Annotated in this window: 23 protein-coding genes, 1 tRNA gene and 1 pseudogene; 6 read left to right on the top strand and 19 right to left on the bottom strand. The window is 34.4% G+C overall.

The genetic code is table 11. The features are described from left to right. Positions 1 to 6 precede the first annotated feature (6 nt). Positions 7 to 735: a CDP-diacylglycerol--serine O-phosphatidyltransferase gene (pssA, locus tag DMB91_RS06665; RefSeq protein WP_034906985.1), complete on the top strand. Its 729-nt coding sequence runs from the start codon at positions 7 to 9 to the stop codon at positions 733 to 735. Here pssA and DMB91_RS06660 read toward each other — a convergent pair whose 3' ends face one another. Then, a complete protein-coding gene (locus DMB91_RS06660) occupies positions 736 to 3,270 on the bottom strand; it encodes a hypothetical protein (RefSeq protein ID WP_143116872.1) in 2,535 nt (844 codons plus the stop codon). 67 nt (positions 3,271 to 3,337) lie between these two features. Beyond that, entirely contained in the window at positions 3,338 to 4,147 is an 810-nt protein-coding gene (locus tag DMB91_RS06655; protein WP_034904542.1) for a ferritin-like domain-containing protein, read from the bottom strand. A 46-nt stretch (positions 4,148 to 4,193) separates the two neighbouring features. Here DMB91_RS06655 and DMB91_RS06650 point away from each other — a divergent pair, with 46 nt between their 5' ends. Both DMB91_RS06650 and DMB91_RS06645 read left to right on the top strand, forming a co-directional pair. Continuing rightward, positions 4,194 to 4,562: a methionine-R-sulfoxide reductase gene (locus DMB91_RS06650; RefSeq protein ID WP_034904539.1), complete on the top strand. Its 369-nt coding sequence runs from the start codon at positions 4,194 to 4,196 to the stop codon at positions 4,560 to 4,562. Beyond that, a complete protein-coding gene (locus tag DMB91_RS06645; RefSeq protein WP_143116871.1) occupies positions 4,552 to 5,184 on the top strand; it encodes a MarC family protein in 633 nt (210 codons plus the stop codon). Before DMB91_RS06650 ends, DMB91_RS06645 begins: the two co-directional genes overlap by 11 nt. Here DMB91_RS06645 and DMB91_RS06640 read toward each other — a convergent pair. The 17 genes and pseudogenes from DMB91_RS06640 to DMB91_RS06560 form a co-directional block, all read right to left on the bottom strand. Next, positions 5,181 to 5,924, bottom strand: coding sequence for an amino acid ABC transporter ATP-binding protein (locus DMB91_RS06640; RefSeq protein WP_034904533.1), 744 nt, complete (start codon positions 5,922 to 5,924; stop codon positions 5,181 to 5,183). The two genes, DMB91_RS06645 and DMB91_RS06640, sit on opposite strands and share 4 nt — an antisense overlap. Further along, a complete protein-coding gene (locus DMB91_RS06635; protein WP_034904530.1) occupies positions 5,924 to 6,604 on the bottom strand; it encodes an amino acid ABC transporter permease in 681 nt (226 codons plus the stop codon). The genes DMB91_RS06640 and DMB91_RS06635 overlap by 1 nt, the downstream gene beginning before the upstream one ends. A gap of 20 nt (positions 6,605 to 6,624) precedes the next feature. Further along, positions 6,625 to 7,371, bottom strand: a complete 747-nt coding sequence (locus DMB91_RS06630; RefSeq protein ID WP_052043193.1) for a transporter substrate-binding domain-containing protein — start codon at positions 7,369 to 7,371, stop codon at positions 6,625 to 6,627. 11 nt (positions 7,372 to 7,382) lie between these two features. Then, a complete protein-coding gene (locus DMB91_RS06625) occupies positions 7,383 to 8,141 on the bottom strand; it encodes a transporter substrate-binding domain-containing protein (RefSeq protein ID WP_052043192.1) in 759 nt (252 codons plus the stop codon). Between the two features lie 262 nt (positions 8,142 to 8,403). Further along, a complete protein-coding gene (mnmC, locus tag DMB91_RS06620) occupies positions 8,404 to 10,239 on the bottom strand; it encodes a bifunctional tRNA (5-methylaminomethyl-2-thiouridine)(34)-methyltransferase MnmD/FAD-dependent 5-carboxymethylaminomethyl-2-thiouridine(34) oxidoreductase MnmC (protein WP_034904527.1) in 1,836 nt (611 codons plus the stop codon). 6 nt (positions 10,240 to 10,245) lie between these two features. Then, positions 10,246 to 12,177 (bottom strand): N-acetylmuramoyl-L-alanine amidase, encoded by a 1,932-nt coding sequence (locus DMB91_RS06615; protein WP_034904610.1) that lies wholly within the window; start codon positions 12,175 to 12,177, stop codon positions 10,246 to 10,248. Beyond that, positions 12,170 to 13,267, bottom strand: coding sequence for a nitronate monooxygenase (locus tag DMB91_RS06610; RefSeq protein WP_034904525.1), 1,098 nt, complete (start codon positions 13,265 to 13,267; stop codon positions 12,170 to 12,172). The genes DMB91_RS06615 and DMB91_RS06610 overlap by 8 nt, the downstream gene beginning before the upstream one ends. Next, positions 13,268 to 14,470 (bottom strand): tyrosine--tRNA ligase, encoded by a 1,203-nt coding sequence (gene tyrS / locus DMB91_RS06605; RefSeq protein WP_034904520.1) that lies wholly within the window; start codon positions 14,468 to 14,470, stop codon positions 13,268 to 13,270. It lies immediately after the preceding gene. A 9-nt stretch (positions 14,471 to 14,479) separates the two neighbouring features. Continuing rightward, the gene (locus tag DMB91_RS06600) at positions 14,480 to 16,648 is read right to left on the bottom strand and encodes a RelA/SpoT family protein (RefSeq protein WP_143116873.1); all 2,169 of its coding nucleotides are present in this window, start codon (positions 16,646 to 16,648) and stop codon (positions 14,480 to 14,482) included. 7 nt (positions 16,649 to 16,655) lie between these two features. Next, positions 16,656 to 16,878: pseudogene (locus DMB91_RS06595) on the bottom strand (DNA-directed RNA polymerase subunit omega). Positions 16,879 to 16,901: 23 nt separating this feature from the next. Beyond that, a complete protein-coding gene (gene pyrH, locus DMB91_RS06590; RefSeq protein ID WP_034904516.1) occupies positions 16,902 to 17,618 on the bottom strand; it encodes a UMP kinase in 717 nt (238 codons plus the stop codon). A gap of 50 nt (positions 17,619 to 17,668) precedes the next feature. Next, positions 17,669 to 18,835, bottom strand: a complete 1,167-nt coding sequence (locus tag DMB91_RS06585; protein WP_034904513.1) for a murein hydrolase activator EnvC family protein — start codon at positions 18,833 to 18,835, stop codon at positions 17,669 to 17,671. After that, positions 18,832 to 19,638 (bottom strand): FtsX-like permease family protein, encoded by an 807-nt coding sequence (locus tag DMB91_RS06580; RefSeq protein ID WP_034904509.1) that lies wholly within the window; start codon positions 19,636 to 19,638, stop codon positions 18,832 to 18,834. The genes DMB91_RS06585 and DMB91_RS06580 overlap by 4 nt, the downstream gene beginning before the upstream one ends. Continuing rightward, the gene (locus tag DMB91_RS06575) at positions 19,625 to 20,290 is read right to left on the bottom strand and encodes a cell division ATP-binding protein FtsE (RefSeq protein WP_034904508.1); all 666 of its coding nucleotides are present in this window, start codon (positions 20,288 to 20,290) and stop codon (positions 19,625 to 19,627) included. Before DMB91_RS06575 ends, DMB91_RS06580 begins: the two co-directional genes overlap by 14 nt. A gap of 81 nt (positions 20,291 to 20,371) precedes the next feature. Beyond that, positions 20,372 to 21,550, bottom strand: a complete 1,179-nt coding sequence (gene trmB / locus DMB91_RS06570) for a tRNA (guanosine(46)-N7)-methyltransferase TrmB (RefSeq protein ID WP_034904505.1) — start codon at positions 21,548 to 21,550, stop codon at positions 20,372 to 20,374. Next, a complete protein-coding gene (locus DMB91_RS06565; protein WP_034904503.1) occupies positions 21,550 to 22,761 on the bottom strand; it encodes a fibronectin type III domain-containing protein in 1,212 nt (403 codons plus the stop codon). The genes trmB and DMB91_RS06565 overlap by 1 nt, the downstream gene beginning before the upstream one ends. Next, positions 22,709 to 23,692, bottom strand: a complete 984-nt coding sequence (locus DMB91_RS06560; RefSeq protein WP_034904501.1) for an RluA family pseudouridine synthase — start codon at positions 23,690 to 23,692, stop codon at positions 22,709 to 22,711. The genes DMB91_RS06565 and DMB91_RS06560 overlap by 53 nt, the downstream gene beginning before the upstream one ends. 74 nt (positions 23,693 to 23,766) lie before the next feature. Between DMB91_RS06560 and DMB91_RS06555 the strand changes: the two genes are divergently transcribed. The 3 genes from DMB91_RS06555 to DMB91_RS06545 all read left to right on the top strand — a co-directional run bounded on the left by DMB91_RS06555 (position 23,767) and on the right by DMB91_RS06545 (position 25,712). Further along, positions 23,767 to 24,879, top strand: coding sequence for an FtsW/RodA/SpoVE family cell cycle protein (locus DMB91_RS06555; RefSeq protein WP_081946915.1), 1,113 nt, complete (start codon positions 23,767 to 23,769; stop codon positions 24,877 to 24,879). Positions 24,880 to 24,964: 85 nt separating this feature from the next. Beyond that, positions 24,965 to 25,041: transfer RNA gene (locus tag DMB91_RS06550), tRNA-Ile, on the top strand. A 32-nt stretch (positions 25,042 to 25,073) separates the two neighbouring features. Beyond that, entirely contained in the window at positions 25,074 to 25,712 is a 639-nt protein-coding gene (locus DMB91_RS06545; protein ID WP_034904548.1) for an HAD family hydrolase, read from the top strand. The last annotated feature ends 11 nt before the right edge of the window (positions 25,713 to 25,723 follow it).

The raw sequence follows: 25,723 nt of genomic DNA, 5'->3' as shown, positions 1-25,723 counted from the left end.
TTAAATATGCAAGAACACAAACCTCAGCTTAGCTATATCCTGCCAAACCTTTTCACAGCCGCATCGTGCTTTTGCGGAGTGATTTCTATCATTTCTTCGATCAATTCAAACTTTAAATCTGCAGTGTTTTATATCTTTTTAGCCCTCGTTTTTGATGGGCTTGATGGACGCATTGCAAGACTTACAAATACTACTTCTAAATTTGGTGTTGAGTTTGACTCTCTGGCTGATCTTGTCGCTTTTGGCGTAGCTCCAGCTGTGCTTTTTTATGCAAGTTCTGGATATGAATACGGTAAAATAGGCTCTTTGATTACTGGCTTTTTTATTGTCTTTGGGGCTATAAGACTTGCCCGCTTTAATGTAACCACAGGCACTTATGAACCCTCAGTTTTTATAGGACTTCCTATACCAACGGCTGCTATTGTAAGTGCGATTTATACCTATGCCTTTTTAAGCTATGAGTGGCTAAAACCTTATGAGATCGTGTTTTTATGCTTGCAACTCATGCTTGCGTTTTTAATGGTAAGTAATATCCGCTATCCAAGCTTTAAAAAAATAGATCTCAGCAAATCAAACATGCTTAAAGTCCTAGTTTTACTCATCTTAGTCTTTTCCATGCTCTATCTTTTCACGTTTGAGAGCATACTTCTTATCGTCAGTGTGTATGTGTTTTATGGGATTGTGCGAGCGATTTGGAATTTACTGACCAAATTTAAGAGGTTAAAAAAAGGCTAATCATTCTTTTAAAAAGCCGTATTCATAGATTTTTGGCTCAAGTTTGAAAGCTAGAGCCTTAAGCTTTGCTCTTAAAATAGCGATTAAGTCGTTATACTTTAGATCTTGGCTTTTAGTATTCATTCTGCCTATTTTGCCGTCCTTACTTTCCTTGCGTCCTTGAAAATACTCTTTGATGTCATACAAACTTGCATTAGCATTATAAAGCACTTCAGTGCAATTTTTATGATAGTAGCTAAAAAGTGCCTTGCCAGCTTCAAACACAGCCCTTGCTTCAGGGCTAAATTCTAAAGCCTTTTGTGGGATAAAAGAGTCCTCTTCAAATAAAGCTTCTTCTTTTTTGCTGGTGCCAAGCTTGCCCCTAATAAAATCAACGATAAAAGAACTTGCAAAGGCTTCTTTTGCACCTAGCTCATTTTCATCAAAGGGGATAAAGTGATTTAACCCTTCTTTGCTTGAAATTCTATTTTGTCCGTGAAAGAGCATAAAGGCGAGGCAGTCGTTTTGAAATTCTTTATCCTTCAACCACTTATCATTAGGGTATAAAAACTGATCTCTATCATTGAGCCAAGTCGATTCTATGGCGTGGCGAACGGAGAAAAAGATGGAATTTGCCATTAAATTATTTTTTGTTATAGCATTATAATTAGAAGCCTTTATAACGCTTTGTGAGGGCGTGTGAGTTATAAAAACAACATTATTGTTTTGCATATCAACGCTTCCTCTTACAAGATAACTTAATATTGTTTCATTTTTTGTTAAAAATTTATTATAGTGTGCTAGCCAAGTTTTAATATTTTGTTTTGGAGTAACAAAAATATTTTTTGTGCCAATAAATTTTGCTTTTTCGCTGTAAATATCTGCAGAGATTTTTGAAAATTTTTCTTTGATTGCTAAATTCCAAATAAAAAATCCAATAGGAAATTTACCTTTTACATTGTCAAAGGTGTATGAAGGACATATAAATAGTTTTAACAATTTAGCTTGAAAAAAATCTCTAAATTCTTGTGTGTGCGATCCTTGCAAATTTTTCAAAGTTGAAAAATTTGCAAGGATACAATTTGGAAGTTCTTCATAAATTCTTGCTAAAAATTGCACATATAATTCCTTTGCACCTTGTCTTAAAATATGTTGATATTTGTTTTTTATTGTGCTTTCGGCAACCAAATCTTTATGTTCTGATTTTTCGCTTACAATGCTCTTGCTTGAAGTAGCCTCCGCATACGGCGGATTAATGAAAATCAAAAGTTTTTTACGCTTTTGTTCCTCTTTGATGATTGCTTGCAAAGCCTCTGGCACTTTTGATTTTTTAAGGATATTACCCTTTTTATCTACTTCATCAAGTAGCTCATCGTTTAAAAAGTCAAATTGAAAGATATGCTTTTCAAAGAGGTTATTTTTACCCTCCTTAGCATCATCTTTCATGATCTTTACATCGGCTTCATCAAGCGTTGAAGCATAAATTTGCTTTTTGTTTTGTAAATTGGCAAGCAAATTTCCTGTTCCTGCACACAAATCCCAAATGATATACTCATCTTGGTAATTTTCCCCTAAGGCTTTAGCTAAGTATTCTTGAGCCTTTTCCACCCAAATAGCAGGGGTAAAAAAGGCTCCTTTTCGCTCTCTTATATCTCTTGGCACAAGCAAATCGCGTCTTTTAAGTATGTGCTTTCGCACCTCTTCAGCAGGGGGACGCTCATAAAAGGACCAAAAGTCTTTATGAGCCTTTTGTTCGTCTTTAAATTTAAAACTGAGTTCAAAGCCATTTGGTAAGGTTTTTTCATAATGATCTTTTAAAAGCACAACTTCTAAATTTTGCTTTAAGCTTTTATTGTCCTTTGAGAGCAAATCCGCAAGGTAAAAATCAGCTGGATTAAGCTCTTTGACTTTACCATCTTCATCTTTATAATCAAGCTTTATGCTTGGCTTTACTTTTGCAAGCCATTTTTGATAGACGATATTAAAGTTGTTTTTAGTAATGGCTATGGCTTTGCCTTGTCCCCAACCTACGATGAAGTCATTGTGTAAAAAATGCTCTAAGTCTTTGTTTTTCTTCACTTCGTCTTTTTCTTGGATAAAAAAGTCAAAGATGAGGCTTTTATCTTTTAAAAGCTCTTTTATCTGGGCGTAGAGTTGTTTGAATTCTTTACTTTCGTGGTTGCTTGGGGTTACTTGCCAATTAAAATCATTTTGGTTAAAAACAAAGGCTATACTCTCATAAGGGATAAAGGCGATTTTTACCGCATCAAAAGCACCTAAGTACTCAGGTGGTAAGGTTTTTTCATTGATTTTAGCTTTACCTATGGTAAGGATAAGTTGCACAAAGCTTTGATAAAAGTCTTCAAGCTTTAGCTCACCTTTTTTAGCCTCAGCCCATAAAAGCGTGTTTGAGCCAAGCTCGTCAAAGTCAAGTCTGTCTTTTTGCACCACGCAAAAGTCTATGTTTTGCACTATCCTTGTGGTGTCAAATTGAGCGAAAAAATCCCCAGCGACTTTCAGTTTGAGCTCTTCTTCACGAATTTTTAAACTATACATTTGTTTTTCCTTGATTTTGACTCTGTGATTGTATAATTTTAATGCTTAAAAATTGCATTAACGGGAGTTAAAAACCCCTGTGTTTATAAAATTCTTCAAGCTCCTCAAGCTCTGTTTCATTAAAACCAGCTTTTAATCTCGCTTCGGTGTTAAGCACCTTGCCAGCTAGGCTAAATTCTTTGAATTTTTCACAAATTTGTATAAAGTTTTCATGTTCATCTTTGCTTGCTCTCCACCATATATCACCTTTATTTACATGAGCGATCTCATCTTCTAAGATGATATTTAAAATTTCTTCTAAAAATGTTTTTAGAGTATGCTTGGTGCTTTGGAGTTTTTTAACTACAAAAGGATTAGCATCAAGTCCTCTTGCTTCTAATCCTCTATGCACTACGCTCATTCTGTATTTGAACGAATTTGCGGTAGCTTTTAGGGCAGCTTCAAGATTATCATGCACCACAAAGTCCCCATACTTAAAGCCAAGCTCACTTAAAGCACTTTGCAAAAGCTTAAAATGCTTGATCTCATCATCTGCTATCTTAAGAAAATCCCTATAAAAAGCAAAGTCTAAACCATGAAAACGATAACTTGAATCAAGGGCTAAGTTTATGGCACTATACTCAATATGGGCTATGGAATGAAGCATTTTTGCTAGGGCTTCATTTGAGTTTATTTTACTCACTCGGCGAATTTTCATGGGCTTTTTTACACTTAAGCTTGCGTGAATATTATCTCTTAATACAGCCTTGTGTTCATGATCAAAGATAAAAAGCTCTCTTTTAAAATCATCATAAAAATCAAAAAAAGTTTCAAATTTAAGTCTTAAATTCTGCTCATATAAAATATTTTCTAAATTCCTAAAAAATTCCTTATTCATTTACCTGCCTTTGTGCTATTATAACGAAAAAAATTAAGGCTTGATCATGAAAAAACTCAGTAAAGAAGAAGAATACATACTCATACACAAAGGCACAGAAGCTCCTTTTACTGGCATTTATAATGACTTTTTTGAACAAGGCATATATGTATGCAAAGCTTGTGGGGCTAAACTATATAAAAGTGAGGATAAATTTCCAGCTCATTGCGGCTGGGCAGCCTTTGATGATGAGTATGAAGGAGCTATTTTAAAACAAAAAGATAAAGATGGTATTAGAACTGAAATTATGTGCAAAAAATGTGGAGGGCATTTAGGACATGTGTTTTATGGGGAGGGTTTTACACCTAAAAATACTAGACATTGTGTTAATTCACTTTCCTTAGACTTCATCAAGGATCAAGCTCGTGTTTACTAGTGTAGAATCCCAAATTTATAGTATGTTTATTATCTCTATCACCATACTTGCGGTTTTAAATCCTTTTGGCAATCTTACTCAATTTATCGCTATGACAGCTGAACTTGCTAAGTCTATACGACAAAAACTCTTTCGCAATATACTTTATACAGCCTTTATCATCGTTATGGTGTTTTTATTTAGTGGTCCTTTTATCATGCGTTATGTGTTTAATGTAAGCCTTGATGATTTACGCATTGCTGGAGGGCTAATACTCATCATCATGGCGACAAAGAATTTACTTTTTACAGCAAAAAAGCAAGATTTTTTGCATTATCAAGGCTTAGACGAAAAGGATTTACTAAGAGCTAGTGTTGTGCCTATGGCTTTTCCTATGCTTGTAGGTCCTGACACGCTTTCAACAGCCATCATCGCTTCAGAGGATCAAGGCTTGCTTGTTGCTTGTGGGGCAATAGTGCTTGCTTTTGCTTTTATGTTTTTGCTCTTTCATTTTGCAGCTACTATTGAAAGGATTATCGGTAAGCTTATTTTGCATGTTTTTTCACGCATAGCTCAAGTTTTTATTATGGCTATTGGCATTAAGATGATAATAGTGGGCATTAAAGATATATTCCATCTTTAAATGCAAAAATCCTCATTATCAAACCTAGCTAAAAACTGCTTCACTCTTGGATGCTTTGGCTTTTTAAAAAAGTCTTGAGTTAAACTTTGCTCTAAAATTTCACCCTCGCTCATAAAAACAATCTCATCGGCTACAGATTTAGCAAAATTAAGCTCATGCGTTACTATAAGCATACTTTGATCTTTTATGTTTTTAATGACTTCTAAAACTTCTCCTACTAGCTCGGCATCTAAGGCTGAAGTTGGCTCATCAAAAAGCATAAGGCTAGGATTTACAGCTAAAGCCCTTGCTATGCCTACTCTTTGAGCCTGTCCTCCACTAAGCTCAAAAGCATAAGAATAAAGCTTGTCTTTTAAACCTACGAGTTCAAGTTTTTCATAAGCAAGCTCAAAGGCTTGTTTTTTAGGCATTTTTTTAACCACTATCAAAGCTTCTGCTACATTTTCTATGGCATTTTTGTTGATGAAAAGATTGTGGTGTTGAAAGACCATAGCTGTTTTTTGGCGAAAAGCAGCTATATCTTTTTTGTTGATATGCTTAAAATCAAGGCTTAAATTATCCAAACGCAAGCTCCCACTTGTAGGAATTTCAAGTAAATTAATACACCTTAAAAGCGTGGATTTTCCTGCCCCGCTTGAGCCTATGATAGCAATGATTTTTCCTTTTTCAAGCTTTAAATTAATGTCTTTAAGTATAAGTTTGTCTTTAAAGCTTTTGTATAAATGAGCAAGTTCAAGCATTAAGCATAAGCCTTTCTAAATACTTTCATCTTTTTTTCAAGCAAGGAAAAAAGAAATTCAAAAAGCACACAAACACCCCAATACATAATAGCAGCCATCAAATATGCTTCTAAAAATTTAGAACTTCTGCCAGCTTCAATCTCAGCAAGTCCCATTAAATCATGCACAGTTATGGTAAAGGCTAGGGCTGTATTTTTAAGCTGAATAATGAAAAAATTACACAAATTTGGCAAGGTAATCATAAAAGCTTGAGGCAAAACTATGCGTTTAAAGCTCGCAAAAGCACTCATACCCAAAGAATACGCTGCTTCAAGCTGTCCCTTATCTACGCTTAAAATGGCTGAACGCATAATTTCAGCTAAATACGCACTCGCATACAAAGAAAACACCACCAAAGCATAATAAATCGCATCAATTTGTCCAAAAAAATCAGATCCAAAAGAAGCTGGCAAACCAAAATAAAACACAAAAAGCTGCACTAAAAGCGGAGTGCCTCTAAAAAAAGAAATATACACTATGGCAATTTCGTTGAAAAAGCGGACTTTATAAAGACGAATCAAAGCCAATATTAATCCAAAAAATAAGCCCATCACAAAAGAAAGAGCAGCAATGAGTATGGTATAATAAATCCCAGGATATATCCTTTCTGCACTGGCTAAAAAATAATCAAAATCAAACATTTTAAGCTGATTTTCCTAACTTACCTGCTTAAATCAAGCCCAAAATATCGCTGCGAAAGCTCACTAATCTTACCATCTTGTAAGGCTTTTTCAAGTGCAACATCAAGCTCTTGTTTTAAGGCAAGCGAGTTTTTTCTAAAGACTAAAAATACGGGTACTTTTTCAAAATAAAATTCAGTTACTTTGATAGCAACACCTTGAGCCTTAGCATAATCTAAACTTGCGATTGGATCATTAACAATAGCATCAAGCCTTGAATTTGCAAGATCAGCGATGAGAGTAGGCGAGGTTTTATAATGCACTATTTTTAAATTAAGTTCAGGGTGATCTTTAGCGTATTTTTCAAGATTAAAAGCATGATTACTACCTATGCTCACGCCAATTTTCTTGCCCTTTAGCTCATCTATGTGCTTTGCACTACCATTTTTGGAAAGGATTAAAGCACTCACGCCGTAAAAATAAGGCTTGGCTGAAAAGAGGTATTTTTCCTCTCTTTCTTTGGTTTTTGAAATTTGATTGGCGATGATGTCAAACTTAGCCCCATCAAGCCCTGAAAAAATAGCATTCCAAGGCACAGAAACAAAAGTTAGCTTAACATCTGGCAAATAAGAAGAAAGAATTTTTACCACTTCATTATCAAAGCCTGTAGCTTGATTATTTTCATCAAGGTAAGCAAAAGGTGCATAAGCATTTTCACTCCCAATTTTAAGCTCTCTTGCAAAGAGTAAATTTGAAACGATAAAGACAAGAATAAGAATTTTTTTCATGGTTTTTTCTTTCAATTTGAAGTATAATCTGCGTTAAAATATCTTAAAGACAAGGCTTTAAGCTCACCTTTTTGCCTTGCTAATTCAAGGGCTTTTGAAATTTTGTTTTTTAGCTCAATATTTTCTTTAGCAAAAACAAAAAATACCGAAGTTTTTTGCAAATTTAAATCAGTGATCTTAATGGCAACGCCTTGAGCCTTAGCATAATCAAGTGCTACTATAGGATTGTCAAGCAAGGCATCGATTTGCTTATTTTTAAGAGCTAAAAACAAGGCTCCATAATTTTTAAAATGCACTATTTTTGCATTTAAATTTGGCTCATTTTTGATAAATTCTTCTATCCTTAAGGCTTGATTAGAGCCAACTACAGCACCTATTTTTTTATCTTTTAAATCAGCAAAGCTTGTGATATTTGAATCTGGTGCTGTGATAAAATTTAAAAAGACATTAAAATAAGGCGTGTCAGAAAAGATATATTTTTCTTCTCTTTCTTTAGTTTTAGCAATTTGATGAGCAAGCATATCAAACTTAGCCCCATCAAGCCCTACAAAAAGAGTGTTAAAAGATTGAGGCACAAATTCAAAGCTCAAATTCTCATCAATACTGCTTAAAAGCTTTAAAAGTTCTATATCAAAACCAACAGCTTCATTATTTTCGCCCACATAACAAAAAGGCTTATAACTATTTCCTGTGCCAACTTTTATCACTAAAGCATGGGCAAAATGAGTATAAAAAACTAAGCTTAAAAATATAAAAAAAGTTTTTTTCATGGTTTTTCCTTTGATTTGAGAAAACTAAAATTAAAATAGCCAAAATGCTACAACAAAAAAATGAAATTCAAAAAAAGCATAAAAAAGATAAATAATGTGCTCAAAGGCACATACAAGGAGAAAAAAAACGATGAAAGAGTGATGAAAAAGTGTAAGAACTTGTCATTTATTCTCCTTTTTTAATGAAATGATAGCCACGATTGTATTCTTTTTTTCCTTAAAGAAAACTAAAGTGAGAAAAATAAAATACAAGTTTAAATTTTTACAAGCCTTTTTTGAGCTTTCGTATCAAAAAACGGGCTGGGTGAATGTGTGGAATTTGGCTTTTGTTTAAAAAAAGTGGCTCATCGCAGATTAAAGCACTGATATATCTTGCAGCGATGATAGCACTTGCAAAACCCCTTGAGCCATGTGCTATACTAAGATAAAGATTATCTATGTATCTTGGCTTAGGTTGAGCCTTAGTTTTGCTCCATAATAAGCTTTTATATGTTTTTTTATAATATGCCTCATCATACATGGCTCCAAAAATCGCAAAACGATCTGAAGAATACGAGCGAAAAGCCACTCTTGAGCTTATAAATTCTAGCTTTAAGTCTTTAGGCAAAAACTCTTTAATATTATCAAGATTTAAAGCATCATCACTTTGCAAAGGCTCTTTGTTTATATTTTGCCTATCATAGCTTGCTCCTATGAGTTGCAAATCAGCTTTAGGCACACACACATAGCCTTTTGAGCTAAAGGCGTGTTTGGTGCGTAAAAAGGGCTTGTATAAGCTTACTTGTCCTCTTACTTTACTTAAATTCATGGCTTCATATTGCATAAAATCCTTACTTTCACTTCCTAAGGCATAAATTAAAATGCCATACCCTTCAAGAGGATTTTGCCCCTTAAAATGAAGCCTAAAGCTCTCATTTTCATAAGTAAAATGTGTAAATTCATGCCCCAAAAAAAGCTCTGCCTTACTTTTTGCAAAAAGCTTACTCACTATATCTTTTGGGCTTAGATCAAGCCCATCAGTCAAAAAAGCTTGATTAGCCTTTATATCAAATAAAGGATTTTCTTTTTGTAAAGCAAATCTTTCTTGCATGAGTGCATTATAAGCAAATTCATAAACCCCATTTGGCTTAAGCTTTAAAATTTGCTGATAAAACCTGCTTGCTTCATAAAAACAAAGCTCACTAAACTCGCCTAAAGCCACCTTAGGCTTTAAGATCAAAGAACTTAAAACACCGCTTTCATTGCCACTTGCCTCACTTGCTATGCTTTCATTTTTATCAAAAACACTGAGTTTAAAGCCTCTTAAAGAAAGCTCATACGCAAGGCTAGCACCTGCTATGCCTGCACCGATGATAGCGATTTTGTTATTTTTAGCCTTTTGACTTATCCTTTGAAAATACGCCTCTTTATCCTCAAAATCAAAGCCCATAAAATACGCCCTTATCATCTCTCTTTTGTAAAAACCTTTGCATTTTTGCACTTTAAAATTGTATTTTTTAAGGCTATTTTGTAAAAAAGATGAGGCTGAAAAGGTGCAAATTTGAGCATTTAGCTTTGAAAGCCTTGCAACTTGTTTGATGATATTTTCATTAAATGCACTTTGATTTTTGGCTGGTGAAAAGCCATCTAAATACCACACATCAGCCTTAAAATCAAGCTCTTGAAGGGAAATTGCAGCCTCATTAAAAACAAGGTCTAAAAAAACATCTTTAAAATAAAATCTATATGAGCCATTTTTTTGCTTTGGATACACACTTAAAAAAGGTTCTAAAAGGTCTTTAAATTCCTCATACAGACCAAGTTTTTGATAAATCATTCTTAATTCATCTTTTGGTATATAAAAATTTTCCAAACTCACATAAAACAGCCTTTGAATACCTTTTTTATCTCTTAAAAAACGTTTTAAACTAAGAAAGAAATTTAAACCTATGCCAAAACCAAGTTCAGCGATGATGAAGGTAGGATTATCTTTAAGTTCAAAAGCCTCGCTATAAACAAAACGACGCTCTTCAAGGGCATTTTTATGGCTAAAATAAAAATCACCAAAATTCAAAGAAAAAGGGGTATTTTCCTTAAAGATAATCTTTGCTTTTTCCATGATAACTTAAGGATTATTTACAAAATAATTATCCACGCCAGTAGCTATGCCTTGTGCTAAAAGCTCTTGATAGTTTTTACTTGTTAATCTTTTGCCTTCTTCTGGGTGAGTGATATAGCCTATTTCTATAAGCACAGCTGGCATATCTTGAGCCCCAACTAAAACCCAAAATGGAGCCTCTCTTACCGCCCCATCAACGACTTTGTATTTGCTTCGTATTTTGCTTAAGAGATTTTTTTGTATATCTATAGCTAGGCGATTTGAAGCGATGATCTTTTCTCTGCTTAAAGAATGTAAGAAATTTTGTCTTGAGAAAAAATTCGCTTCTTCAAGATCAGATTTATTTTCAGCAGCGGCAACTTCTTTGCTTCTTTCACTTCTTGCTGGGCTTAAGAAAAAGGTTTCTAAGCCTTGCATAGTTTTAGCTTTATCCGCATTTGGTGCAGCATTTGCGTGTATGGAGATGAAAAGATTTGCTTTTTTATCATTGGCAATTTTTGTGCGATCTCTAAGATTGATAAATTTATCACTTGTTCTTGTGTAAAAAACTTTATAGCCTTTGTTTTTAAGCTCTTCGCCAAGCTTTAAAGCCACACTTAAAACTATGTTTTTTTCAAGTAATTTGCCCCCACCACCTACAGCACCGCCATCCTTTCCGCCGTGTCCTGCATCTATGACGATGACTTTATTTTTTGGGCTTGCTCTTGAGCTAGTGTTTTTTGGGTTTGTTTGAGTGGTTTGGTTTTGCTTATTTTGTGTAGTCTTAACATTTGAATTTGTTTTGCTAGTTTGTGTTTTAGCATTTGTTTGAAAGCTATTAAAGCCTAGAAAAAGATTTTTTTTATCAAGCTCTTTAAAAAGTTTGAGTTCTTGCTTTGAACTAAGCACCACACGGACGATTTTAGGTGTATATTGAATAAGACTTATGTCTGTATTTTTAAAATCAAATTTTTTTCTCTTGCCCTCAAGCACAGCTTCAAAATTAATCACTATGCGGTAAGCGTCCTTATCTTTTATCTGAAAAATTTGAAGCTCGTCCTCATCAAGCTCATCGCTAAGCCTTAGTGTAATACCATTTGTTTCTTTTGTGCTTCCTAGCACAAAAAGCTTTTCTTTGGCTTTATTTTCTTTTGTTTGACTTGTTTTTTGTGAAGTTTGTGTTTTAATTTGTGCTGAATTTGTAGTGCTTGTTTTTTTATCTGTTTGCACCATTTTCTTTGGCTCATTTTGTTCATCTTTAAATTCAAGTTCAAGCGAGTTTTTATCAAGCTTAAGATCAAAATCTGGTTTTTGTTCAGCATAAATCACAAGTCTTGTAGTTTGTGGGTCAAATTGGGCAAGCAAAATTCGAGCATTAGCTGTTTTAAACTCTTTTCTACCTGTATCAAGAGCAGCTTTAAAGTCAATGATATAGCGGTAATTTTGTTTTTCTTTAAGTTCTGATATACGAAGTTCTTCTTGTGTAAGCTCTTCGTTTAAACTTAAAATGATCTCATTTTGAACTTGTTTAGCCTGCAAGATGAAACGCTTTTTTTCAGCCTCTTTTTGAGCTTTTGAGCTTTGTTTGGTATCGCTTAAACTTTTATCTTGCGTGGCTTTGGTGTTTTGGGTGCTTGTTTTTGCTGGTGTTTGCTTATTTTGAGCTTGCAAGGCTTTAATTTCATCTGTTTTGATACCGCTTTCAACAAGTTCTTTAACATAGTTTTTATCATCCAAATTTAAAGCATTTGAACTAATGACTAGACGTTTTAAAATTTCAACTTTACTTTTTTCATCTTCGCCAATTACGCTTTGAATGTATAAATTTTTAAGCTGATGATGAAAATCTTGTTTATTGCTTGAACGAGCAAAGTTTTTATCAAAATTTAAAAGCTGTGTTTCATACGCCGCAAAAAGCTGCACACACAGCAATAAAAAGACAAAAAAGATTTTACGCATCTTCACCATAAACAAGCTTGTGCATAAGCTCTTTAACGCTGATAAGCTTTTCTAAGCGATAGCCATTTGCTCCGGTAAAAAATAATCCTGTTTCCTTTTTCCCACTATACGCATCATAGAGTCGATCAGCTATGCAGTAACCTACTTTTGTCGCTTCTTTGCCACGCTGACAAGGCGAAACGCAGTTGCTGATACAATTGATCTTTGGTCCTTGTCTTTTATCCACAAGATCAAGTAAATTTGTGCGAACGCCTCTTGCAGGATAGCCCACTGGAGAATGAATAAGTTCAATATCTTCTTGCTTACAAGCAAGCAAAACTTCTTTAAAATGCTCACTTGCATCACACTCAAAGGTTCCGATAAATCGAGTTCCCATTTGAACACCGCTTGCACCAAGTAAAATCATCTTTTCTATATCATTTTTATCCCACACACCTCCAGCAGCGATGATAGGAAAGTCTCCCCAATTTTTAGCTTCTTCAACTACTTGAGGCACGATATTTTCAAGTTGATATTCGCTCATTAAACATTGCTCATAAGTAAAGCCTTGATGTCCGCCACTTTTTGGACCTTCTACCACAACAGCATCTGGTAAGCGTTTGTATCTACCAAGCCATCTTTTACAGATGATTTTGAGTGCTTTTGCTGAAGAAACGATAGGCACAAGGGCTACATCTTGAAAATCAGCTGTAAATTCAGGCAAATTTGTAGGTAATCCTGCCCCACTGACGATGACATTAAAACCTACTTCGCATGCATCGCGAGCTATCCTTGCATAATCATTACTCGCACAAAGTATATTGCACCCCAAAGGTGCATCACCACAGACTTTTCTTGCATTTGTGATTAAAGCTTTTAAGCCTTCTTTTGAGTAGAAGTTTTCACTTCCATAAGGCTTTAAATTTAACTCTTTGCTAATATGACTTCTGTTTTCATAATAACCTGTGCCAACCGAAGAAATGATACCAAGTCCGCCATTTAAAGAAACAGCAGAGGCTAAACGATCCCAGCTTATACCAAGTCCCATTCCGCCTTGAAAAATAGGATTTTTAATCGTATGTTTGCCTATCTTAAGTGGTTTTAACTGCATTTAATTAACCTTTAATTTTGCAAATTTTCTTTTGCCGATTTGTAAGATATACTCACCAATATCGAGCTTTTTTTGCTCGTCATTTTCTTTTTTTCCATTAATGCTGACTGCATTAGCATTGATATCGCGTCTTGCGGCACTTGTTGAGCTTGCCAGTTCGCAATGCACCAAAGCTTTTGCAAGCCAAATTTCGCCCTCTAGCTCAAAGCTTGGCATATCACTTGGCATTTGATTTTGACTATGCACTTTATCAAATTCAGCCTTTGCATTCATCGCTTCATCTTTGCTATGATATCTTTGGCATAGCTCAAGAGCAAGCTCTTCTTTTGCCTTTTTTGGGTGGATTTTACCTTGCTTTAAATTCTCTTTTAAGCACTCAAGCTCTTTTGTGCTTTTAAAGCTTAAAAGTTCATAATACCTTAACATCAACTCATCATTAATGCTAAGTATTTTAGCATATATATCATTTGCTTTTTCGCTAATGCCTATATAATTTCCTAAACTTTTACTCATTTTATTGATACCATCAATCCCTTCAAGCAATGGCATCATCATCACGACTTGTTCTTTGCCGACATTATAAACTCGTTGTAAATGCCTACCCATAAGGAGATTAAACTTCTGATCTGTTCCGCCCATTTCTATATCACATTTTAAGGCTACGCTGTCATAGCCTTGTAAAAGTGGATATAAAAACTCACTGATTGAAATCGGACTTTGCTCTTTAAAACGTTTGGTAAAATCATCTCTTTCAAGCATTCTAGCCACGCTAAAAGTGGAGCTAAGCTCTATAATACCAACGCTTGAGAGCTCATTTAACCATACTGAGTTAAATTTGATGATAGTTTTTTCTGCGTCAAGGATTTTAAAGACTTGTTCTTGATAAGTTTTAGCATTTTTAAGCACTTCTTCTTTAGAAAGCTTTTTTCGCGTTACACTTTTGCCACTTGGATCGCCAATTTGTCCGGTAAAATCGCCAATTAAAAACTGAACTATAGCTCCATGCTTTTGCAAAAGTGCCATTTTGCTTAAAACCACACTATGCCCTAAGTGTAAATCAGGAGCTGTTGGATCAAAGCCGACTTTTACAAAGAAATTCTCACCTTTATCATAATAATTTTTAATCAAAGTAAGCAATCTTTCCTCATCGATGATTTCAGCGACACCTCTTTTTATATCTAAAATAATTTCATTTAAATTCATTCATATCCTTTATTTGCCATTATACGCGTCATTAAGCGAAGTAAAATCTAAAATTTTATAACGATTTTTTAAGCGTTCTTTGATAGTTTCAATTTTTGCATTATCTGGAAATTCTATATGAGCTTCAAAATAATCAAGGCTTGAATTTTGTGCATTTGCTAGAGTTATGGAAAGCACATTGCCTTGCATTTTGGATAAGGTCGTCAAAAATTCAGCCAAAGTTCCTTTTTTATTCTCAAGCGAAAAGATGATCTGGTAACTTTGCGTTGCATCGTTGTTCCACTCTACAAAAACCATAGGTTTTTGTTCTTCAAGCATTTTATCAGCCTTTTCGCAAAACTTGTGATGAAGCACGGCATTACCCGCCTCAGCAAATGCCACCACTCCATCGCCTCTTTTAGGACGGCAACAAAAATCAAAGCCCGTATTAGCGATTTTGTGATTGCTTAAGATGATGATATTGCCAAATTTTTGCTCCTTAAGCTCATATTTATCAAAAAGATAAGATTTTTTAGCATATTTTTTAAGCATATTCACTACATCTTTAAAATACACGCCATCAATACTGATTTGGCGAATTCTTTTATTCAACCTTTCATCATCTATCCATTTTAGGATAGTTTGATGGCTTTCATTAAAAACAAAGGCAAGAATATTTACCGCACTTTCTAAATCAACTTCTTTGATCTTTTGCTTGCAAAATTCTCTAATATTAGCCTTTGCTTTGGCGGTTTTAACGCTATCTATCCATGAACAGCGGTATAATTTATCATTTGAAGTAACTATGCGGACAATATCGCCGTTTTTAAGTTCAGTTAAAAGCGGAACTTTAACACGATTAACATAGGCTGTTTTTGCGTGAAGCCCTATTTTAGTATGCACTTCATAAGCAAAATCAAGCACAGTCGCACCCCTTGGCAGGGTAAAAATCTCTCCTTTTGGCGAATACACCGCCACATCTTCGATATAAAGGCTATCTTTGGCGTATTCGTATAATTCAACGGCGTTATAATCTCCTTCGTTCGCATTGATGCTTGAATTTTGCATAGAAAGATCACTAATCCAATCAAGCTTAGGTGTAGCTACAGCCGAACCTTCTTTGTATTTATAATGTGCTGCTACACCAAATTCAGCGATTTTATGCATATCAAAGGTGCGAATTTGAGCTTCGATGATATTTTTAGTATCAAAAAGCGTGCTGTGTATAGTTTGATAACCATTTTGTTTTGGCAAAGCTATATAATCCTTAAAACGAGACACAAGAGGATTAAAATGCGTATGCAAAATCCCAAGTGCAATATAGCAATCAAGCGTATTTTCAACCAAAATTCTTATCCCAAGCAAATCAAGCACTTCTTCTATAGAAATGCCCTTTCTTTGCATTTTAAGATAAACAGAATAGCTATGTTTAATACGCTTGTGTATCTCAAAGCTTCCTTGTCTAAAGCCGTTTTTATTAAACAGAAGTTCGACTTTTGAGATAAACTCGTTTAAACTTAACTGCATATATTGATCGCTTGAATTGATATAATCGTTAATCTGCTTAAATTCATCTGGCATCAAATACTTAAAGCTTAAATCCTCAAGATAATTTTTAATACTTGAAATTCCAAGCCTATGAGCTATAGGAGCATACACTACTAAGGTTTCTTCGCTAATCCTTTTGCATTTATCCTCTCTTAAGCTTCCTAAGGTAAGCATATTGTGTAATCTATCGCAAAGCTTGATCACCAAAACACCCACATCTTCTATACTTGCTAGGAGCATATTCCTAAAACTTAAGGCTGATTTGGCAAGATTTTTACTCACTTTTGAATTGAAATTATCTTCTCTAATCTCAGTGATCTTGGTCAGCCCTTGAACAAGCCTAGTTACTTCATAGCCAAAGTCCTTTCTTAGCTCTTCTTCGCCATATGGTGTATCCTCGATCACATCATGAAGCAAAGCCGCGATAATCATAGCTTCATTTGAACTTAAAAAAGCAACCAAAGCAGACACTAAGATAGGATGCACAGCATAAGCTTCGCCACTCTTTCGAACCTGTCCTTCATGAGCAAGCGTGCAAAACGCAACCGCTCTTTTAAGGTCCTCACTTGGTGCGTATACCTTAAAAAGTAAATTTGTAGCTTGTTCTAGTTCTTTGCAATGCTTGATATCTTCGATAAGCTTATCAAGCATAAGTCCCTCATCGATTGCTTTCAATGCCGCTCTCTAGGGTGATTTTTTTCTTCTGCGATCTCATAAAGAGCAATATCAGCAAATTTGACTTTATTCTTATCTAAATCCACTAAAGGTATAGCTCCATTAGCAAGCTCTTCAGCCCTTTTTGCTACAACTAAAGAAAGTTTATAGCGATCATTTCCCATTTTTTGTAAAGCTTTTGCAGCGATTTCTTCTATCCTTTGCATTGTTTTCCTTTTTTTTAATTTTCTTAATTTTTAACCACAGAGCAAATGCTCATATCACCTTGTATGATTTTAAGCAAATTGCCCTCGCAAAACATATTGCACACGATGATAGGAAGTGCGTTGTCTTTTGCTAAGGCTATGGCTGTATCGTCCATGACTTTGATATTGTCATGCAAGGCTCTTTCATAGCTGATTGTATGTAAAAACTGAGCGTCTTCAAATTTGTGCGGATCCTTATCATACACCCCATCAACTTTAGTCGCTTTAATAATCACTTCAGCTTCAATCTCAACAGCTCTTAAAACAGCCGTTGTATCAGTGGTAAAATAAGGATTTCCAGTGCCAGCTGCAAAGATCACAACGCGTCCTTTTTCAAGATGTCTTTGAGCACGTCTCATGATATAAGTTTCACAAAAAGCTTCCATTTGTATCGCACTTTGCACTCTTACATCAAGCCCAGCACTTTCTAAGGCTTCTTGCATAGCTATAGCATTAATCACTGTTGCAAGCATACCCATATAATCCCCACTTGTTCGTTTGATAAGCCCATCTTTAGCCGCTGTAACGCCTCTTATGATATTGCCCCCACCTATAACTATGCCAACTTCTACATCATTAATGAGTAACTCTTTGATCTGCGAAGCGATATATTTAAGCACTGAATTTTCAATGCCAAAGCCGTTTTCTCCAGCCAAAGCTTCGCCTGAAAATTTGACCAAAACTCGTTTTTTCTTTTGCATACCTCATCTCCTTTAAGCTGTTATTATACTCTAAAAGCCTTTAAAATTAGTTAATTTAGACTAATTAATTCCAAAGGATTAATATGAAATTTCTCTTGAGTTACCTCAAAAGTAAGATCATTTTTTACCCTGCCTAAAACTTCGCCTTTTTTGACATTTTTGCCTACCTTAAGTGTAGGCGAAATCTTATCTAAGTGAGCATAAATCGTATGAAGTCCGTTATTATGTTCGATAATCACTACTCTTTGGAGCAAATTTGTCTCTTTGGCAAAAACAACCTTGCCACCAAATACACTTTTAACCCTTGCATCAGCTGTTTTTGAACGCAAAATCACATTTTCATTAAAAATTTTGATATTATAAATGGGATCTGTAAAATTACCAAATTTTTGTTTGATGATAAAAGAATCAAGTGGAGCTATAGTTTTTTGTCCTTTGTATTTTTTTACAGCTGCATTTTGATAGCTTGATCCAAGCTGACGCACGGCTTGATTGCTTGTGTTCTGCGTGCTTGGTTTTTCTTGCTTTTCGCTTACGATTTTAAGCTGGGCTAAGGTATCTCTTAGCTCGACTTGTTGCTTTTGCACATCATTAAGCTTTTTTGTATAAATATCTTTGTCTGTTTTCTGCCTTTTAATCTCATCAATTTGCTCAAGTTTAAGCTTTTCAAGCTTGCTTAGATCATCGTTGTATTTTTTTAAATTTGTATTGATTTTATCGATTTGATCTTGTTTTGCACTAATTTGCTTTGAAATAAGCTCGTAATCCTTTGAAAGTCTGTAAAACTCCTCCTTAAATACTTCATCAAGCGAATTTAAAAGCTCAAAAGCGATAAAGCTTTCCTCACTTTCTATATATCCGCTTGGTATAGGCAGATCAAAGGCGAAATTTTCAGCAATTAAGCTCACAAGTTTGTTTTCCATGGCGTTTTTGTCTTTGAGTAAATCTTGATTTTGCGAATTTAAGGTTTTAAGCTCCTTGTTTTGAAGCTTTGCATTCTCCTCAAGTTTCAGTGTTTCTTGACTGAGTTTTTGAATTTGTCCAGCGAGATTGTTAAGGTTTTTTTCATTTGCTAAAATATCCTTAGCTAAGTCATCAAGCTTTTTACCAAGCTGTTTGCTTATCCTTTCATTTTCTTTCAAATCCTTCGTTTTTTGGCTCAATTCATCAGCAAATGAAAAAACAAAAAGTAGCGGTAAAAGCCACAAAATTTTCATTTTTTAACCTTAAACATTACCGAATTTACACAGAGCAAAGATACAAACAAACTTAAAGCAAAAATAATACTTAAATGCAAGATAAAATTCATCTTTGGCAAACTAATATCTACAGCATTTAATGCATTTTGGATAAAACTAAGAGAAAAAATTTGAGTGAAAAAAACAAGTAAGATTAAAAAGGCAATCAAACAATCAAATAAAACCACCCTATACAACATAAAAGAACGAAACCAAAAAGGAGCACCAAAAAGACACATAATCTCAACCCTTTCAGTATGCTCAAAAAGCCAAATTCGCATTTGCTTTAAAAAAAGCACAAAAGAAAGTAAGATAATGATAAATAAAAACAACCAAAAGACAAATTTAATCAATACAAGCAAGCTATAAATTTTATCATAAGTCTTTGCAAAAGCCTCGACTCGAATCACATTTGGCATTTTTGAAAGCTTATCTTTTAGTTCTTTAAGCTCGCTTTGAGTAGGCAAGTGATTAAGCTTGAGACTATAAAAGTGTGGCAAAGAACGTTCTAAAGCAGCAAGGTTACTTGCTGAAACATCGTTTTTAAGCCTTTGCATAAAGCTTTTTGTATCAAGATTTTGCAAGGCTTGTAGCGATGGAATTTGATTTTGCACACTGGTTTGAGAAAGTTCTTTTGAGCTGGCAATGATAATACTATAATCTTTATTTAAAAGACTTTCATAATACTTCACGGTTTGATTGATGATGAGTATAAACTCAAAAGCAAACATCATAAAAAGGAGTGGCAAAATAAGCCCTAAATGTGTTTTAAATGATTTCATTAACTTTTCCACTTTCTATATCAAAGCGTCTGTATTCAAGCCTGAGATTGCTTGGAATTCTATGTGTTACTACAATAACACAAGTGCCAAGTATCTCTCTTGCTGACTTTAAAAGCGTCCAAATGATATCTGAGGAGTATTCGTCCAAATTCCCAGTTGGCTCATCGCAAAGCAAAAGCTTGGGATTGTGAGCTAAAGCCCGAGCCATAGCCACTCTTTGCTGTTCGCCGCCAGAAAGCTGATCTGGTTTTTTATCTGCTTTAAAAGTCAGTTCAACATGGCTAAGCAACTTCGTGCTTTGTTCTTGACAAATTTTTTTAGAATAGCCTTTAATCATCAAAGGCAACATAACATTTTTTTCTATGCTGTACTCTTTAATGAGTTTATAATCTTGAAAAATGATGCCTATATTTTGGCGAAGATGTAAAAGTTCTTTATTTGAGATGCCATTAATCACGTTACCACACACCTCAAGACGTCCAGATAAGGGTTCTAAATCTGCATAAAATGATTTTAAAAGCGTAGATTTACCACTTCCACTTTTTCCGGTAATAAAAACAAAATCATCATTTTTGAAAGAAAAATTTGCTCGCTCGATAACTAATTCATCATAACCTAAAGATAAATTCTGTGCTCGAATCATAATTGACATACTTTATCCTTAATAAAAAAACTAAATTTTAGATTATGCTCTGTTTTATCTTAAAAATCAAGAAATTTAAGCCCTAACTTTTTAAATTTCTTGATTTAAAAAGTTTAAAAGTTTTTGTAAAGCTTTAAAATTTTGCTCTGTCTTAAAAGGTTCATTAAATAAAAATGAAAGCTTTTCATCAAACAGCAAATACATATGTTCTGGACTATAAAAGCTACCAAAAGCTATTTTAAGCACCACGCTTTGCTCATCTTTAACATACATATTTTCAAGACTTAAAAAATAATCCTCACCCCTAAAATGCTTTTTTGCAAAGTTTTGCTTGAGTTTTTCTACACTCATTAGGGGTTTAAAATCCTTTAATTTAAAATCAAAACACGCAAGCTCATTATCATCAAAAGTTTCATTATATACACACAGATCATATATATCTTTTTCTTGTCTTTTCCATCTTGCTTCGTATTTGCTTGTAACGCCCAAATCTGCGTTTTTGTTAATCTGTGCTTTGCAAGTTTGTAAGGTTAAAAACTGCTGTAAAGTAAAGTCAAGATACGCCTTGCTATCTGTCCTTAACTCAAAACAACCGCCTTTTTGAAGCACTCTTTGGCAATTTTTTACAAAATCAAGACTCACAACCCTTCTTTGAGGTTGTTTGTCCCAAGGCACTGGAAAATGCAAAAATATTTTTGCAAGGCAGTGATTTTTAAGCACACTAAGCAAAAGTCTAGCATCATTTTGCATCAACAAAATATTATCTAAACCCTCTTTCATCGCTAAATTTGCAACTTGTTCTAAAGCTGGCATGTAAATTTCAACACCTAGTATTAAAATATTAGGATTTTCTCGTGCTTGATAGAGCAAATGCCTGCCCGAGCCAAAACCTATCTCTAAATATACCCTATTATACTTTTGCGTGTTTTCAAGTAAAGACAGAATATCATTTTCTATGAATTTGTTTTTTTTAAGCAGATGTGTCTTTTTGAGTGCAAAAGCTTCACTAATCACATCTTTGGCGAAAGTATTTTTAAACACAAGCAAAGCCTTTTGCACATAACCAATTTGCGTTGGCTTGCTGTGTTTTTCAGCCTTAATCACAAAAGCATCATTTTGTTTTACGATTTGCAAGAAAAAGTGCTCATTGACTATCTTTACAAAAAGCAAACTTGAACGTGCATCATGACAAATCCACAAAAAGCTTACCTCATCTTGTGTAAAAGGCAAAACAAGCGACTTAATACTTTTGCATTTAAAATTTGGCATTAACCGCCTACCCTTACTCTAGCTGAAGGTTTAGACTCAATGCCGTTGCTATCTACACTAATGACTTCATAAGTATAGCTTTGCCCTTGCACGGCTGTAGTATCTTTAAAAGTTGTTTCGTTAATCTCTTTAAAGACCACATCGCCTCCACCATATCGTTTAAGCGTATAACTTACCGCTCTATCATCATTTGGCGTCCAACCAAGATCAATACCATCAGGTGCAATAGCCGTTAAAGTGATACTTGGAGCAAGTGGGGCATCAAGAGTTTTGCCCTCTACTGAACTTTGAGGCATTGCACTTTCAAGCCCATCTTTATCAACAATAGTAATTTTATATTCTTTTTTCTTGCCTACTTCATCAACCTTATCTTCATAATTATTGCTTTGTGTTCGTGCAAGCTCTGAAAAAGGGAGCAAACCTGAACTCTTCGCATAAATTTTATAATACGCAAAGTCCTCAAAGTTTGGACTATCCCAAGCTAAAAGTATGCGCCCTGCAAGATCGGTTGTAGCTGATAAATACGTGATTTGCGGTGGCAAAGCTTTGGTAGTAGAGTTTAGAATTTGACTTGATTCTGAATATACACCATCAAAGGTTTTAGCAAAAATGCGGTATTGAAAATTTTGATTAGGTTTTAAATTCTCGTCGATATATTCAGCTTCCAAACGATTTTTAAGTTCTTTTATAGTTTTAAAATTTCCACCTTGCTCTGCCCTTTGTATCTCATAAGCTTGCACTCTAAGATCAGGGTGCGGACGCCAAATAAGCTTGATTTTATTTGGTAAGCCATTAATAGCTTGCACAAAAGGCAAGGGCTGGAGTCTTGGGCTTGTTTTTACTTCGATTAAAACACCCTCATTTGAAATCTGATTAAATTCATTAAAAGTTCTCATTGTATAAAGATAAGTCGTATCTGGCTCAAGCAAAGTATCAACATAATGGGTTTGAAATTTATTCTTAATCGTTGCAACAAGCTTCATTTCAGGTTCATTTGGCGTGCTTTTATAGAGTAAAAATCCTTGTATATTTTCATTATAAAAAGAATTCCACTCAAAAGCGACACTACTCATATCGCTAATATGTTTGAGTGTTTGCACACTTGGCAAATCCTCATTTACACTCATTTGCTGATTTTGCATATTTAAACTACACGCATTAAATACAAGCGTTAAAAGCAGAGTGAATAGACTCAAATGAAGTTTTTTCATCAAGTTCTCCTTGTGTAAAATATGTTTGTAAAATTGTATAAAAATCATCATAAATCGGTGCTTTAATACAAAGTTTTTTTTGACTTTTTGGGTGCATAAAATATAAAAAATACGCATGAAGCATCACTCTTTCATACTTTACTCCCTTAAAGCCGTAAAGTTCATCACCTAAAATATGACGATTTAAACTTTCTAAATGAGCCCTTATTTGGTGCGTGCGTCCGCTAAAAAGCTTTGCTGCGATGAGAGCTGGGCTTGTTTTATCCTCTTTGATGAGTAAATTTATAAAAGCTGATTTTGCACTTTTTGCTCCGTTTAAATTCGCTTTTTGCGGATCAAGGGCGATTTTTTTAAGACGGTTATGTGGATTTCTTGCAAGTGCTTTTTCCACAAGTATGTAATTTTCTTTTAAAGGCAGATCGCTTAACGCTAAATACAAACGCCCCATACTTTTATCCAAAAGTTGCTCACTTAAAGCTTTGTGTGTAGCGTTGTTTTTAGCGATGAGTATAGCTCCACTTGTATCTTTATCAAGTCTATGCACTAAGCCTGCCCGAAGCTCACCACCTAAAGTTGAAAGGGCGTAATTTTTAGCCAAAAGATAATCAACCAAAGTTGCTTCTTTCACACTTAAAGCCGCATGCACAACAAGCTTTGGTGGCTTATTTAAAACAAGCAAGTCTTCATCTTCATACAACACATTTATATCAAAATCAAAGTCAAATTTACTTTGTTTTGGCGAAGTTTCAAGCCTTCGCACGTTAATTTCATCATTTATTTTAAGTTTAAAAGAAGGTTTAAGCTCAAGATGATCATTGACTTTTACGCCACCATTTTTGATCAAAGTAGCGATTTGATGACGACTTTGCTGTAAATTTTTACTCAAAAAAATATCAAGTCTTGAAATTTCACTGACTAAAATTTTTTGCATTTTAAAGCATTTATCCTTTGCAAAGTTAAAATATTAGCGTATAATACTACAAATTTATTAAGGCTTTTTAAGTGATTAAATTATTTGATAGAAGAATTCTCACTCATTTTGATTTCGTCCAACCTGCTTTAATCTTGCCAATCATCGCCATTTCTTTTATTTTGGTGGCTGAAGTCAGCTCCTTTTTAGCTGAAAAACAACTCATTTACACTTTAGTGGGCTTCTTGTGCTTTTCGTTTTTTTTCATACTTCCTATTAGAAAGCTTGCATGGCTTATACCTTTGCTCTATTGGATCAATATCTTTTTACTCTTAAGCGTCGATATTTTTGGTGTTAAAAAACTTGGAGCAAAAAGATGGCTTGAGGTGCCATTTACACACTTTACCATACAGCCTTCAGAGCTTCTTAAATCCTCTTTTATCTTAATGCTTGCTTATCTTATCTACCGCGATCCCCCACCTAAAAACGGCTATAAACTCAAAAGCTTTTTAAAGCTTAGTTTTTATATACTTTTACCTTTTTTTCTCATCGCTGCTGAACCAGATCTTGGCACAGCAACAGTTTTACTTATCGTTGGTTTTGGCACACTTTTTATCATAGGAGTAAATTATAAAATTTGGCTTAGCATTTTTTTAGTCATCGCCGTATCCTCGCCTATCTTTTACACGAATCTTTTAAAACCATATCAAAAACAAAGAATTCATGATTTTTTAGCCGAAAAGCCAAGTTATCAAGTCCAACAATCCATAATCGCTATTGGAAACGGCGGACTTAAAGGCAAAAACAGCGATGAAGCAACCCAAACGCATTTTAAATTCTTGCCTATCTCAACAAGCGATTTTATTTTTGCTTATACTGTGGAGCGTTTTGGATTTATAGGAGGAGCATTTTTGCTTTTGCTTTATATGCTTTTGATCTTTCATTTGCTAAGTTTGAATGCTAAATTTAAAGATGATTATTTTACACGCGTAGCATTAAACTGCGTTGCTTTGTTTATCTTTATCTATACAGCCGTAAATGTTTCTATGACTATAGGCTTTGCTCCTGTTGTTGGCATACCGCTACCCTTTTTCAGTCATGGAGGAAGCTCTTTTACAACCTTTATGGTATTTTTTGGAATTTTACAGCATCTTATCACTTTTAGATATTTTGCTTTAGATACTAAAATCAGGCTTAAGGGCACTTAGTCGCTTAAAAATCCAACTTGTTTTTATGGCGTTTAGTTAAAATTAAGCAAATGTAGAGTATAATTTTTGTTTTCTTACTAAAGGCGGATTTATAGCTCAGTTGGTTAGAGCAACCGGCTCATAACCGGTTGGTCGCAGGTTCGAATCCTGCTAAATCCACCACTTCTTTTTTTAATACTCATCAAGGAAATTTTATGCAAAAGACGATTTTGTTTGACTTGGATGGCACTTTAATTGACTCCACTTCAGCTATTTTACACGGCTTTCATAAAAGCTTTGAGTATTTTAAGTATGATTTTCGTGATGATGAAGCCATCAAAAATATGATAGGCTTGCCTTTAGATGAAATATTTAAAAATCTAGGTATTAAAGATAAAGATATTGAAAAATATATTCAAATATATAAAAATGCTTACAAAGAAGTCTATCTTGAACAAACTACACTTTTAGAAAAAGCAAAAGAGGCTCTTGAGCTGGCTTTTTCATTTGCTGATTTAGGAGTAGTAACGACAAAAAGTTCTTTATTTAGCCAAATTTTACTTAAACATTTGGGTGTGGAGCATTTTTTTAAAGTCATTGTGGGAAGAGATGACATTATCAAACCAAAACCAGATGCAGAACCTATACTCAAGGCTTTAGACTTACTTTGCAAAGAAAAAACAAATGCTTTTATGATAGGCGATACTTATCTTGATATACAAGCAGCTAAAAACGCTGAAATTGGGTGTATAGCTTTAAGCTGTGGCTATGAAAGCAAAGAAAACTTGCTTGCTCAAAAGGTTATAGTTAAAGAAAATGCTTATGAAGCGGTGAAATATCTTGAAAAGTTATGATAAAAATTCTA

It is taken from the genome of Campylobacter sp. MIT 97-5078 (genome assembly GCF_006864455.1).
In the GTDB taxonomy this organism is placed as follows: domain Bacteria; phylum Campylobacterota; class Campylobacteria; order Campylobacterales; family Campylobacteraceae; genus Campylobacter_D.
Note: the sequence above shows the minus strand (reverse complement) of the source record. Positions and strands in the feature narration are given on the sequence as shown.

Bases quoted from the DNA above. Each gene is read 5' to 3' on its own strand.
- pssA (WP_034906985.1), top strand. From the start codon at position 7: ATGCAAGAACACAAACCTCAGCTTAGCTATATCCTGCCAAACCTTTTC.
- DMB91_RS06545 (WP_034904548.1), top strand. From the start codon at position 25,074: ATGCAAAAGACGATTTTGTTTGACTTGGATGGCACTTTAATTGACTCC.
- DMB91_RS06630 (WP_052043193.1), bottom strand. From the start codon at position 7,371: ATGAAAAAAATTCTTATTCTTGTCTTTATCGTTTCAAATTTACTCTTT.
- DMB91_RS06625 (WP_052043192.1), bottom strand. From the start codon at position 8,141: ATGAAAAAAACTTTTTTTATATTTTTAAGCTTAGTTTTTTATACTCAT.
- DMB91_RS06655 (WP_034904542.1), bottom strand. From the start codon at position 4,147: ATGAATAAGGAATTTTTTAGGAATTTAGAAAATATTTTATATGAGCAG.
- DMB91_RS06640 (WP_034904533.1), bottom strand. From the start codon at position 5,924: ATGCTTGAACTTGCTCATTTATACAAAAGCTTTAAAGACAAACTTATA.
- tyrS (WP_034904520.1), bottom strand. From the start codon at position 14,470: ATGAATTTAAATGAAATTATTTTAGATATAAAAAGAGGTGTCGCTGAA.
- DMB91_RS06560 (WP_034904501.1), bottom strand. From the start codon at position 23,692: ATGCAAAAAATTTTAGTCAGTGAAATTTCAAGACTTGATATTTTTTTG.
- DMB91_RS06610 (WP_034904525.1), bottom strand. From the start codon at position 13,267: ATGCAGTTAAAACCACTTAAGATAGGCAAACATACGATTAAAAATCCT.
- DMB91_RS06615 (WP_034904610.1), bottom strand. From the start codon at position 12,177: ATGCGTAAAATCTTTTTTGTCTTTTTATTGCTGTGTGTGCAGCTTTTT.
- DMB91_RS06650 (WP_034904539.1), top strand. From the start codon at position 4,194: ATGAAAAAACTCAGTAAAGAAGAAGAATACATACTCATACACAAAGGC.
- DMB91_RS06580 (WP_034904509.1), bottom strand. From the start codon at position 19,638: ATGAAATCATTTAAAACACATTTAGGGCTTATTTTGCCACTCCTTTTT.
- pyrH (WP_034904516.1), bottom strand. From the start codon at position 17,618: ATGCAAAAGAAAAAACGAGTTTTGGTCAAATTTTCAGGCGAAGCTTTG.
- DMB91_RS06565 (WP_034904503.1), bottom strand. From the start codon at position 22,761: ATGAAAAAACTTCATTTGAGTCTATTCACTCTGCTTTTAACGCTTGTA.
- DMB91_RS06635 (WP_034904530.1), bottom strand. From the start codon at position 6,604: ATGTTTGATTTTGATTATTTTTTAGCCAGTGCAGAAAGGATATATCCT.
- DMB91_RS06600 (WP_143116873.1), bottom strand. From the start codon at position 16,648: ATGCTTGATAAGCTTATCGAAGATATCAAGCATTGCAAAGAACTAGAA.
- trmB (WP_034904505.1), bottom strand. From the start codon at position 21,550: ATGCCAAATTTTAAATGCAAAAGTATTAAGTCGCTTGTTTTGCCTTTT.
- DMB91_RS06585 (WP_034904513.1), bottom strand. From the start codon at position 18,835: ATGAAAATTTTGTGGCTTTTACCGCTACTTTTTGTTTTTTCATTTGCT.
- DMB91_RS06660 (WP_143116872.1), bottom strand. From the start codon at position 3,270: ATGTATAGTTTAAAAATTCGTGAAGAAGAGCTCAAACTGAAAGTCGCT.
- mnmC (WP_034904527.1), bottom strand. From the start codon at position 10,239: ATGGAAAAAGCAAAGATTATCTTTAAGGAAAATACCCCTTTTTCTTTG.
- DMB91_RS06575 (WP_034904508.1), bottom strand. From the start codon at position 20,290: ATGTCAATTATGATTCGAGCACAGAATTTATCTTTAGGTTATGATGAA.